Annotated in this window: 12 protein-coding genes; all 12 read right to left on the reverse strand. The window is 59.2% G+C overall.

Features of this window, described 5'->3' with window-relative positions; translation table 11 throughout:
• Window positions 1-103: 103 nt before the first annotated feature.
• Entirely contained in the window at window positions 104-991 is an 888-nt protein-coding gene (ispA, locus tag AB4N82_RS13430) for a (2E,6E)-farnesyl diphosphate synthase (RefSeq protein WP_032884572.1), read from the reverse strand.
• On the reverse strand, window positions 988-1,230 hold the full coding sequence (locus AB4N82_RS13435; RefSeq protein WP_003176346.1) for an exodeoxyribonuclease VII small subunit: 243 nt from the start codon (window positions 1,228-1,230) through the stop codon (window positions 988-990). The genes ispA and AB4N82_RS13435 overlap by 4 nt, the downstream gene beginning before the upstream one ends.
• 265 nt (window positions 1,231-1,495) lie before the next feature.
• Window positions 1,496-2,128 (reverse strand): isochorismate family cysteine hydrolase YcaC, encoded by a 633-nt coding sequence (gene ycaC, locus AB4N82_RS13440; protein WP_027605204.1) that lies wholly within the window; start codon window positions 2,126-2,128, stop codon window positions 1,496-1,498.
• A 422-nt stretch (window positions 2,129-2,550) separates the two neighbouring features.
• A complete protein-coding gene (locus AB4N82_RS13445; RefSeq protein ID WP_081797587.1) occupies window positions 2,551-3,327 on the reverse strand; it encodes a LexA family transcriptional regulator in 777 nt (258 codons plus the stop codon).
• Between the two features lie 211 nt (window positions 3,328-3,538).
• Window positions 3,539-4,066 carry an inorganic diphosphatase gene (ppa, locus tag AB4N82_RS13450; protein WP_003176323.1) on the reverse strand — a complete coding sequence of 176 codons (528 nt, stop codon included), beginning with the start codon at window positions 4,064-4,066 and terminating at the stop codon, window positions 3,539-3,541.
• A 108-nt stretch (window positions 4,067-4,174) separates the two neighbouring features.
• A complete protein-coding gene (locus AB4N82_RS13455; RefSeq protein ID WP_032884574.1) occupies window positions 4,175-4,990 on the reverse strand; it encodes a M90 family metallopeptidase in 816 nt (271 codons plus the stop codon).
• A 6-nt stretch (window positions 4,991-4,996) separates the two neighbouring features.
• On the reverse strand, window positions 4,997-5,653 hold the full coding sequence (locus AB4N82_RS13460; RefSeq protein ID WP_032884575.1) for a DedA family protein: 657 nt from the start codon (window positions 5,651-5,653) through the stop codon (window positions 4,997-4,999).
• A 300-nt stretch (window positions 5,654-5,953) separates the two neighbouring features.
• Window positions 5,954-6,412, reverse strand: coding sequence for a GNAT family N-acetyltransferase (locus AB4N82_RS13465; protein ID WP_032884576.1), 459 nt, complete (start codon window positions 6,410-6,412; stop codon window positions 5,954-5,956).
• A gap of 91 nt (window positions 6,413-6,503) precedes the next feature.
• Window positions 6,504-7,337, reverse strand: coding sequence for an ethanolamine ammonia-lyase subunit EutC (eutC, locus tag AB4N82_RS13470; protein ID WP_122765277.1), 834 nt, complete (start codon window positions 7,335-7,337; stop codon window positions 6,504-6,506).
• A complete protein-coding gene (locus AB4N82_RS13475; protein ID WP_095186198.1) occupies window positions 7,334-8,728 on the reverse strand; it encodes an ethanolamine ammonia-lyase subunit EutB in 1,395 nt (464 codons plus the stop codon). The genes eutC and AB4N82_RS13475 overlap by 4 nt, the downstream gene beginning before the upstream one ends.
• A 52-nt stretch (window positions 8,729-8,780) precedes the next feature.
• Window positions 8,781-10,214 carry an ethanolamine permease gene (eat, locus tag AB4N82_RS13480; protein ID WP_122765279.1) on the reverse strand — a complete coding sequence of 478 codons (1,434 nt, stop codon included), beginning with the start codon at window positions 10,212-10,214 and terminating at the stop codon, window positions 8,781-8,783.
• A 146-nt stretch (window positions 10,215-10,360) separates the two neighbouring features.
• Entirely contained in the window at window positions 10,361-11,881 is a 1,521-nt protein-coding gene (gene exaC / locus AB4N82_RS13485; RefSeq protein ID WP_032884580.1) for an acetaldehyde dehydrogenase ExaC, read from the reverse strand.
• Window positions 11,882-12,054 lie beyond the last annotated feature (173 nt).

Consider the following 12,054-nt stretch of genomic DNA (forward strand, 5'->3'; position numbering starts at 1 on the left):
TCGTTATAGGTATAAGAAGAGGCGGCAGTTTACCTCAAGCATCGCAAACTGCCCACGCAGAGCGCCGAACTTGGCCGATATGCGGCTGCAATGGCCGCTGTTATCAGTGGCGGCGTTCGACGATATACCGCGCCAGGTCACGCAGTGGCGCGGCTGCCGCGTCGAAAGGTCGCAGGGCGTCCAGGGCCTGGTCGCGCAGTTCCAGGGCATATGCCTTGGCAGCGTCGAGACCAAGCAGCGCAGGATAAGTCGGTTTGTCCCGTGCGATATCGGCACCTTGGCGCTTGCCCAAGGTGGCCGTGTCACTTTCCACGTCGAGAATGTCGTCCTGCACTTGGAAAGCCAGGCCGATGGCCCGGGAATACGTCTGCAAGGCTGCCAACTGCGCAGCTTCGGCACGGCCACTGGCCAGGGCACCGAGGTGCACGGCAGCCTCGATGAGCGCGCCGGTCTTGTGGCGATGCATATGTTCCAGAGCTTTTTGATCCAGCTTGAGACTGACCGAACCCATGTCGATCGCCTGCCCACCGACCATACCGGCCGGGCCCGCAGCGTGGGCGAGGGCGGTGACCATGCGCAGGCGAGTCTCGGCGTTGACGCTGCTCAAGCCCGGGTCCAGCAATGCGCTGAACGCCAGACTTTGAAGGCCGTCACCGGCCAGAATCGCATAGGCTTCATCAAAGGCTTTGTGAGTGGTTGGCTGGCCGCGACGCAGATCGTCGTCGTCCATTGCCGGCAAATCGTCGTGTACCAGGGAATAAGCGTGGATCAGCTCCACCGCACACGCCGCGCCGTTGGCCTGCTCGGCAGGCGCACCGAGGGCTTCACACGCCGCATACGCCAGCAGCGGGCGCACACGCTTGCCGCCATTCATCACGCTATAGCGCATGGCTGCATAGAGACGGTTCATTTCTGGGCTGGGCGCAACAAACAAGGGCTCCAGCGCCGCATTCACCCGGGCTTGGCTACTGGCCTGATACGCGTCGATCATTCCGGCTGTTCCGCATCGAAAGGTTCTTCGGCCAACTCCCCGTCACGCTCCAGCAACACCTGTACCTTCTGCTCCGCCTGCGCCAGCGCGCTCTGGCAGTCGCGAGTCAGGCCGATGCCTTGCTCAAACGCCGTCAGCGAGTCCTCCAGCGACAACTCGCCATTCTCCAGACGCTCGACCAGGGTTTGCAGGTCGGCGAGGGATTGTTCGAAATCGAGTGCAACTTTTTTGCGGGCCATGGCGGCTATTCCGGTAGACGGTAAACCGGCGGGACACTAGCAGACATGGGGGAGTGGGGCAAATGAGTGGTGGGAATTACGAGGTGGTAAATCGCACCGTCGATTGAACACAGGTGGTCCCGCAACACGCGGGATGGGGACGTTGCCGGCAGTTGCAAAACAGTTGCCAAGCCTCGAGCAAGTTGAGCGTGAACGGGCGGGTTACGCTCAGGTGAACACCGAAAGCCTGCTTTTCAAGGCAGGCTTATCGGGAATTTCGGCTGACTTATTTCTGATGGGCTGTCAGCGCCGCATAACCATTCATCAAGTTGCGATAGTTGGGAATACGCTGGGACAACAGATTGCCCAGGCCTTCGATATCGTTGCGCCAGTCGCGGTGCAGCTCACACGCCACCGAGAACCAGTTCATCAACTGTGCACCGGCTTGCGTCATCCGGCTCCATGCCGCTTGTTGCACGGTGGTATTGAACGTGCCGGATGCATCGGTCACCACAAACACCTCAAACCCTTCTGCCAACGCCGACAAGGTCGGGAACGCTACGCACACATCCGTCACTACGCCGGCAATGATGATCTGCTTACGGCCGGTAGCCTTGATCGCCTTGACGAAGTCTTCGTTGTCCCACGCATTGATCTGGCCAGGACGAGCGATGTACGGCGCGTCCGGGAACATCTCCTTCAACTCAGGCACCAGAGGGCCGTTGGGGCCTTGCTCAAAGCTGGTGGTGAGGATGGTCGGCAGGTTGAAGAATTTGGCCAGGTCGGCCAGTGCCAGCACGTTGTTCTTGAACTCGTTGGGCGAGAAGTCTTGCACCAAGGAAATCAAGCCGGTCTGGTGGTCGACCAGCAGGACTACGGCGTCGTCTTTGTTCAAGCGGTTGTAGGTCGGAGTGCTCATGGTTGAATCCTTTTTTGTTTAAGTGGGTTTGGCGTTGCGTTCAACATGGGCACAGATTAATGGGTCGTGATTGGAGGATAAATCGGGCGAGGGGAGTCTTACTGTCAACTAAAAAGGGACAAAGGATGGAGGCTGGGCATGGGGTTGGGAGCGAGCGGAGGCAAAGAGGATGCGTGCACGTTGGCTTGATTTGCAGGGGGGGAGATTATTAGAGGCATTAAAAAGCCGGCTTGTGGCCGGCTTCTCGGGGACTGCCTCAGCTTGTTTTTGACAAACCTCACCAGCCTTCAAATCGCTCAGCCCACATTGCGTCGGGCTGAATAGTAGGGGCATCCGCGGGAACTCCTCCGCTTCGCCGAGCAGGGTGGTTAGCCTTAAGCCACCCCCTGCCAAATGTGCGGCGCATGATACCCACATTCACCTTAAATGCCCACCTCCGGTTCCGATTTAGAGCCTTCCCAGCCTAATAGGTGCTCATCCAGCGGAACGGGCGGGCGGCGGTTGTTGAGGGTGGACCACCAGAATATCCAGCCGACGATTTTGAAGTTCTGCTCGAAGCGTTCTTCATGGTTGAGGTATTCGTCCGGGTGTTCGCTGGCGTTGTGGCTTCGCATGCGCAACCCTCCCCCTGGACGGTTGTAGAGATATTTGATGCGCAGCATGCCGTCGTGTTCGACGGCGTAGATTTCGCCATCAATGATTTGGGTGCGGCCTCTGTCGATGGCGAGGGTGGCGCCCTGTTGGATGATGTCGATCATGCTGTTGTCGACCATGTAGGCGCCTACCGCGCGGTCAGGGTTGACGGTAAGGGTTTCGAGAGTATGCAGGGAGACGCGGATGCGCTCGGTTGAGGTGAATGTGGGGTGGAGGGGAATCTCCACATCGAGTGGTTCCGGAGGGCAGGTTGGGCCTGTGAGGTACTTTCCGCCTCCTTCTCGGGTGCTGGGCAGTCCTTTCCGGGCGTCTGGGCCTTCCAGCAGGAAGTTGGCCGGTGGGTGTTTGGGGCCTTCGCCGGTGCGCAGCCAACGGCTGGAGACGCAGAGAAGTTCTGCAAACTCGTTGAGTCGGCCCATGGGTACACCGCGTTTGAACCAGTTGTTCACGTGTTGAGGCGTGACACCACGGTTTTTGGCGAAGTCGGATGCGGAAAGATGAACTTCCTGCAATAGCACTTTTAAACGATCACCTGATGTATTCATAAACGCAGAGTTTACTGGCCAAGAAAACCAATCAAATAAACCATGCGTTGAATTGCGCCTGTAGGTTTTTGCTTAGTTGTGGCTTGATCTTTCAGTTGTATCGCTTAGTTGAACGGCGTGTATTAATTTTTGAACTTGTTGTTTAGTTTTCCCACAAAAAAGCCCCGAATAATCGGGGCTTTTTAATTGCCGGGGCAATGAAGAGCGGGTATCAGCCTTTGTAGGCTGCAACCGACTTCATGATCTCGGCGCGGGCGGCGTCTGCGTTGCCCCAACCGTCGATCTTCACCCACTTGCCTTTTTCGAGGTCTTTGTAGTTCTCGAAGAAGTGCTTGATCTGTTCCAGCAGCAGTGGTGGCAGGTCGGTGTATTCCTTCACGTCCACATACAGCTGGGACAGCTTGTCGTGTGGGACTGCGATAACTTTGGCATCGCCGCCGCCGTCGTCGGTCATGTTCAGGATGCCGACCGGACGTGCGCGGATGACCGAACCAGGGGTGACCGGGTAAGGCGTTACGACCAGCACGTCGAGGGGATCACCGTCGTCAGCCAGGGTGTTCGGGATGAAACCGTAGTTGGCCGGATAGAACATCGGGGTGGCCATGAAACGGTCAACGAACAGGCAGTCGCTGTCTTTGTCGATTTCGTATTTGATCGGCGCGTGGTTGGCCGGAATCTCGATGGCGACGTAGATGTCGTTCGGCAGGTCTTTGCCAGCCGGAATCTTGCTGTAGCTCATTGGGCGTTGCCCCCGTAGTTGGCCATATGACATGGCCGGATTGGCCTAAAAGTGGCGGCGATTATAGGCATATTCTGACGGCGATGCCATGCGCCAGACGTCGTACGGTCATTCGTCTTGTGGCTGATAACGCGGGTCGTGGGCTTGCAGATGGGTCAGGCGGGCCAAGGGGTCTTGGCGATAAAAGCGACTGAGTTGGGCATACACCTGTGGATAAGTGCGGACCAGTAAATCCGGGGCGCTGAAAAAATATTCGCTGGTGACCGCAAAGAATTCCGCCGGGTTTTCTGCGGCGTAGGGGTCGATCTCGGTGTCGGCGTCCGGGTTGGCGTCCAACTGGCGATTGAGATCGTCATAAGCGCTTTGCATCACGCTGGCCCACTCCTGCACGCGCATGTCGTGGTGCAGCGGCGGTAGGCCGTTGGCGTCGCCGTTGAGCATGTCGAGTTTGTGGGCCAGTTCGTGGATCACCAGGTTGTAGCCCTCCCACTGGCCGCTGGCGAGTACGCCCGGCCAGGCGAGGATCACCGGGCCTTGCTGCCAGGCTTCACCGCTGTGTTCGCCGTCCCACTCGTGTTCGATGCCGCTGCTGTCTCGATGGCGCTGGGGGCTCAGGAAGTCGTCGGGGTACAACACGATTTCGTGGAAGCCCTGATACCAGTCGAGGTCGCCGAGGTTCATCAGTGGCAATTGCGCCTGAGCGGCGAGCAGCAGGCGTTGTTCCTGGTGCAGCTCGACGCCCGGCAGGGCGGTGAGGTGTTTTTCGGCGAGAAACACCACGCAGGCTTCGCGCAACCACTGGTCCTGCTCGGCGCTGATACCGTCGAGGAAGGTCAGGTGGTGGCGCACCCGTTGCCAGGTTTCATCGGCAATCGGGTGCTTGGCCAGCAGGCGCCGGCGACGCCAGGCGCTGAGGGACCACATCGCAGGTTACTGCTGCTTGGCTTCGGAGGAAGTGCGGCCAAAACGGCTGCGGAACACACCAATGATCATCGGCACCAGGGACAGCAGGATGATGAACACCACCAGCAGCGACAGGTTTTTCTTGATAAAGGGCACGTTGCCGAAGAAGTAGCCCAGGGTCACCAGGCCGCCGACCCAGAGGATAGTGCCCAGCACGCTAAATCCGAAGAACCGTGGGTAGGGCATTCTCGCGATGCCGGCCACGAACGGCGCAAAGGTGCGCAGAATCGGCAGGAAGCGCGCCAGGGTCACGGTTTTGCCGCCGTGCTTGTCGTAGAAATCGTGGGTTTTTTGCAGATAGTCGCGGCGGAAAATCTTCGAGTTCGGGTTACTGAACAGGCGTTCTCCGGCTGTTCGTCCGATTACGTAGTTGGTGCTGTCGCCGAGGATTGCCGCCAACATCAACAGGCCGCCCAGCAATACCGGGTCCATGCCGCCACCTGCGGCGATGGCTCCGGCGATAAACAGCAAGGAGTCGCCTGGCAGGAACGGCATGACCACCAGACCGGTTTCGCAAAAGATGACCAGAAACAGAATGGCGTAGATCCACGGACCGTAATTGGTTACCAGCAGGTCGAGGTAGACGTCGAGATGCAGGATAAGGTCGAGCGGGTTGAAATCCATGGATGGCACCTGTGTGAACGGCCCGGCTCAGCAGGCCTGTGCGGAAGCTCGGGTAATAAGGCTACAAGTGTATGCCGCATTTCTTACAACCCTGAAAGGTCCGCATTATACGGATTGAGAGGTGAAAAGCGTGTTGGTTTTGTAGCGGGGGATGTCGTGGCGTGAGGTCTGAAGATCGCCAGAAATCAATGTGGGAGCGGGCTTGCTCGCGAAAGCGGTGGGTCAGTTATAAATAGTCTGACTGACAAACCGCTATCGGGGGCAAGCCCCCTCCCACAAGGTGTCCACGGTGTCCGGGAGTCAGTCTTCGCTGATCGGCAAGGTGTAGTTCTTGAACTCGGTGTCTTCACGAAACCCGATTGACTCGTACGTCTTCTGCGCCACTTGGTTGTCACTGCTGGTCGACACCCGCAGCCGCACTGCGTGCGTCTCTTTGGCCATCTTTTTCGCGGTGCGCATCAGGTTATCCGCCACCAGCTGCCGACGCGCGTCTTCGGCTACGTAGATGTCATTGAGGATCCACACCCGCTTGAGCGAAAGCGACGAAAAGCTCGGATACAACTGACAAAAACCAAGCAACTTCTTGTCGTCATCATCGGCCAAGGCCAGGTAAATCACCGACTCCTTGCGGCGCAGGCGCTTTTCCAAAAAAGCCCGCGATGAGTCCGGGAACGGCAGGGCCCCATAAAACTCGCGGTATTTGACGAACAGCGGGGTCAACAGGTCCAGGTGTTCCAGGGTCGCTTGAGTAATCCGCATGCCAGGCCTCAACTTCCAGATGGGTATGACCACACGTGCGGCCGTGAATTGATGCTGCCTAAAGACGCCAAAAAGCGCAATCGTGCCGGGATCAGTCCAGCGGTGGGCTGAGCAGGAAATTACCTTTCATCAGGTTTGGGTCGTCGGACTCGATGGTCTGCAGCTGCGCCTCATCCTTGAGGTTTACCCCCGAGAGCTGCCGGCGACACGCCTCTTTCATCAAATACAGCAAACGATGGGCCGCCATCCCGTAACTCAAGCCTTCCAAGCGCACGTTGGAGATGCAATTGCGATAGGCATCGGTGAGTCCGATCTTAGGGTTGTATGTGAAATACAGCCCCAGACTGTCCGGCGAACTGAGCCCCGGCCGTTCGCCGATGAGGATCACCACCATTTTGGCGCCGAGCAGTTGCCCGATTTCGTCGGCCACCGCCACGCGCCCCTGTTCCACCAGGATCACCGGCGACAAGGACCACCCTTCGGCGTGGGTTTGTTCTTCCATGCGCGTAAGAAACGGCAACGTATGTTTATGCACCGCCAGCGCCGACAGACCATCAGCCACCACGACCGCCAGGTCCACGCCGCCGGGATGCGCTGCCGCGTAATCCCGCAGGCTCTGTGCCGATTCGTCGCTCAAGCGCCGCCCCAAATCCGGACGTTGCAAGTAGCTATGCCGGTCGGTTGCGGCGCTGTGCAGCAACAGGCTGTCACGCCCACGTTCGGCCAGTTGACTGCTAAGGCCAGCATGGTCGAAAGGCAGATGCACCGCGTCCCGCGCCTGGGCGTGGGCAAATTGGAAATCAAGCTGGGCGTTGGTAGGAATGCTGGTACCGGTACGGCCCAAGGCAATACGCGCCGGGGTCAGGCGCCGCAGTTCCAACCACGGGTTTTCAGGCAGGTCGAGTTGCACAGGCGGCTCCTTCATCCCAATTGCTCCAGGGCGTGGCGAAACGCCGGTGGCAGGCTGTTGCCGAAGCGCACCTTGCCGTCGGCTTGCGTAAAAATGCCCATTTTTGCCAGCCACTGTTCAAACTCCGGTGCCGGCTTTAAACCCAACGTCTGGCGAGCGTACAAGGCGTCGTGGAACGAGGTGGTCTGGTAGTTGAGCATGATGTCGTCGGAGCCGGGGATACCCATGATGAAGTTGATCCCGGCCACGCCCAGCAGGGTCAGCAGGGTGTCCATGTCGTCCTGGTCGGCTTCGGCGTGGTTGGTGTAACAGATGTCGCAACCCATCGGTACACCCAGCAATTTGCCGCAGAAGTGGTCTTCCAGGCCGGCACGGATGATCTGCTTGCCGTTGTACAGGTACTCGGGGCCGATAAACCCGACCACCGTGTTTACCAGAAACGGTTTGAAATGCCGTGCCACGGCATAGGCGCGGGTTTCGCAGGTTTGCTGGTCAACGCCAAAATGCGCATTGGCCGACAAGGCGCTGCCCTGGCCGGTTTCGAAATACATCAGGTTTTGGCCCAGAGTGCCTCGGTTCAAGCTCAAGCCCGCGTCGTAGCCTTCCTGCAGCACATTCAGGTTGATGCCGAAACTGGCGTTGGCCGCTTCGGTGCCGGCAATCGACTGGAACACCAGATCCAGCGGCACGCCGCGGTTGATGGCTTCGATGGAGGTGGTGACGTGGGTCAGCACACAGGCCTGGGTGGGGATTTCGTAGCGCTGGATGATGGCGTCGAGCATCTCCAGCATCGCGCAGATCGAGGCGATGCTGTCGGTGGCCGGGTTAATGCCGATCATGGCGTCGCCGTTACCGTACAACAGGCCGTCGAGAATGCTCGCAGCGATGCCCGCCGGCTCGTCGGTCGGGTGGTTCGGTTGCAGGCGGGTCGACAGGCGACCGCGCAGGCCCATGGTGCCGCGAAACTGGGTGACGACGCGGATCTTCTGTGCCACGAGTACCAAGTCCTGCACGCGCATGATCTTGGACACCGCAGCAGCCATTTCCGGTGTCAGACCCGGCGCCAAGGCGCGTAGGGAATGTTCATCGGCAGCGTCGCTGAGCAGCCAGTCGCGCAGGCCACCGACGGTCAGGTGACTGACAACGGCGAAAGCCTGCTTGTCGTGGGTGTCGATGATCAGTCGGGTGACTTCATCGCTTTCATAGGGGATCAGCGCTTCTTCGAGGAAGTGTTTCAACGGGATATTTGCCAGCGCCATTTGCGCCGCCACCCGCTCACCGTCGTTCTGCGCGGCGACGCCGGCGAGAAAGTCTCCGGAGCGCGCGGGACTGGCCTTGGCCATCACGTCCTTGAGGCTGTCGAAGCGGTAGGTTTGTGCACCCACCGCGTGGGAAAAGCTTGCCATACAGTGTCTCCTTGACGACGCGGGCAGCAGCCCGCGTCGAGGTTTACGGCAGTTAGTGCAAGGCGGCCTCTGCGGCCTGGATCGCCGCGAATTCCTCTTCGGGCGTGCCTGCTACCAAGTGATGCCGGCTGTAGAAAGCAAAGTAAGCAATTAATACTCCATAGATGATCGCGGCGCCAATCACCACCCGTGGATCCACCAGAAAGCCCGCAACGACGGCCACGCAGGCGAGTACCAAGGCAACCCCTGAAGTGAAAATGCCACCCGGCGTGCGGTAAGGACGGTCCATTTTGGGGCGACGGATGCGTAGGGTTATGTGCGCGGCCATCATCAGTACGTAGGAAATGGTCGCGCCAAACACCGCCACCAGGATCAGCAAATCCCCCTGGCCTGTCAGCGACAGGCCGAAACCGATAATGCCGGGGATCACCAGCGCCAGTACCGGTGCCTTGCTCTTGTTGGTCTCAGACAGCTTGCGCGGCAGGTAGCCGGCACGGGACAAGGCGAAGATCTGCCGCGAATAGGCATAGATAATCGAGAAAAAGCTGGCGATCAGTCCGGCCAAGCCAACCAGGTTGACGAAGCTGCCCATCCAGGTCGAACCGCCGTAGGACAACGCCAGCGCTTCCACCAGCGGGTTCCCGGATTTGATCAACACGTAAGTGCCCGCGCCGCCCGGTGCAATCACCAGGATCAACAAGGCAAAGCTGGTCAGCACCACAATGGCGCCGATCAGGCCACGAGGCAGGTCGCGCTTGGGGTTCTTGGTTTCTTCGGCGGCCAGCGGCACGCCTTCTACGGCCAGGAAAAACCAGATCGCGTAGGGAATTGCCGCCCACACGCCGACGTAGCCAAACGGCAGGAAGGTGCTGGCGCCCTTGGCCTCGGTCACCGGAATATCCAGCAAGTTGGCGACGTTGAAGTGCGGCACCATCGACACCAGGAACACGCCCAGTGCAATCGCGGCGATGGCAGTGATGACAAACATCAGCTTCAAGGCTTCGCCAACGCCAAAGATGTGGATACCGATAAAGATGATGTAGAACGCCAAGTAGATCATCCAACCGCCAATGCCGAACAGCGACTCGCAGTAAGCGCCGATAAACACCGCGATGGCGGCGGGGGCGATGGCGTATTCGATCAGAATGGCCGTGCCCGTGAGAAAACCGCCCCAAGGCCCGAAGGCACTTCGAGCAAAGCCGTAGCCACCGCCAGCGGTAGGGATCATCGAAGACAGTTCGGCCAGGGAGAAACACATGCACAGGTACATGGTGGCCATCAGCAATGTGGCGAGGAACATACCGCCCCAGCCACCCTGGGCGAGGCCAAAGTTCCAGCCGGCATAGTCGCCGGAAATAACGTAGGCAACGCCGAGCCCAACTAACAGCACCCAGCCGGCGGCGCCTTTTTTAAGTTCGCGTTGTTGGAAGTATTGGGAGTCAACTTTTTCGAAGTCGACAGAAGATCCAGTCGGTTCGCTAGGCATGAAGAAGTACCTTTCGTTGTTATTGTTTTTAACTCGGCCTCTGTGTGCCGAATGCTATTCGCAAGTACTTGTGACGATCTAAGTGTGGGAGGGGGCAAACCCCCTCCCATCATTGACCTTGTTTCAAAAGTGGGAGGGGATGTTAGTTAGAAGAAGCCCAGCGGATTAATGTCGTAACTCACCAGCAAGTTCTTGGTCTGCTGGTAGTGGTCCAACATCATCTTGTGTGTCTCGCGGCCCACACCGGACTTCTTGTAGCCACCGAACGCGGCATGCGCCGGGTACAGGTGGTAGCAGTTGGTCCACACTCGGCCCGCCTTGATCGCCCGGCCCATGCGGTAGGCGCGGTTGATGTCGCGGGTCCACACGCCGGCGCCCAGGCCGAACTCGGTGTCGTTGGCAATGGCCAAGGCTTCGGCTTCGTCCTTAAAGGTGGTGATGCTCACCACTGGGCCGAAGATTTCCTCCTGGAACACACGCATTTCGTTGGTGCCCTTGAGCAGCGTCGGCTGGATGTAATAACCGCCGGCCATGTCGCCGGTGAGCTGCTCCACCTTGCCGCCGGTGAGCAACTGCGCGCCTTCGCCCTTGGCGATTTCCAGGTAAGACAGGATCTTGTCGAACTGCTGCTCGGACGCCTGGGCGCCGACCATGGTGTCGGTGTCCAGCGGGTCACCGCGTTTGATCTGCTCGATTTTCTTCATCACCACTTTCATGAAGTCGTCATAGATCGACTCTTCCACCAGCGCACGGGATGGGCAGGTGCACACCTCGCCCTGGTTGAAGAACGCCAGCACCAGGCCTTCGGCGGCTTTCTCGATGAAGGACGGTTCGGCTTTCATGATGTCGGCGAAGAAGATGTTCGGCGACTTGCCGCCCAGCTCAACGGTGGACGGAATAATGTTCTCCGCCGCCGCATGCATGATGTGCGAACCCACCGGGGTGGAGCCGGTGAAGGCGATCTTGGCGATGCGTTTGCTGGTGGCCAGAGCTTCGCCGGCTTCTTTGCCGAAACCGTGTACTACGTTCAGCACGCCCGGTGGCAGCAGGTCGCCGATGACTTCCATCAGCACGTTGATGCCCAGCGGGGTTTGTTCGGCGGGCTTGAGCACCACGCAGTTACCGGCCGCCAGGGCCGGGGCGAGTTTCCAGGCGGCCATCAGCAGCGGGAAGTTCCACGGGATGATCTGACCAACCACGCCCAGAGGCTCGTGGAAGTGATAGGACGCGGTGTGTTCGTTGATCTCGGCGCTGGTGCCTTCTTGGGCGCGGATGCAGCCGGCAAAGTAGCGGAAGTGGTCGGCGGCCAGCGGGATATCGGCGTTGAGGGTTTCACGCACGGCTTTGCCGTTGTCCCAGGTTTCGGTAATGGCCAGCAGTTCGAGGTTCTGTTCGATGCGGTCGGCGATTTTCAGCAGCACCAGCGAGCGGTCCTGGGCCGAGGTCTTGCCCCAGGCGTCAGCGGCGGCGTGGGCGGCGTCGAGGGCCTTGTCGATGTCTTTGGCAGTGGAGCGCGGGAATTCGGCGATGGGCTTGCCGTTGACCGGCGAGGTGTTGGTGAAATAGTTGCCGTCGACCGGCGCAACGAATTCGCCACCAATGTAGTTGCCGTACTTGGCCTTGAACGAAACGATCGCGCCTTCAGTACCGGGGTGTGCGTAACGCATGGTGGGTATCTCCTGGCTTTTATGTTTATTGGAGTGCAGCGCTCAAGCGCTTGGTAAAGCGTAGAGCAAAGGTCGGGCCACTGCCTTGAGGGCCAGGTAAATCAAGGGGTTGGGGTGTGTTGCAAGGCATTGCTGTCACACGCCTGGCACAGCCTGGGTGACACTTTGTGCCA

This window comes from Pseudomonas sp. H1_D04 (assembly GCF_054683855.1).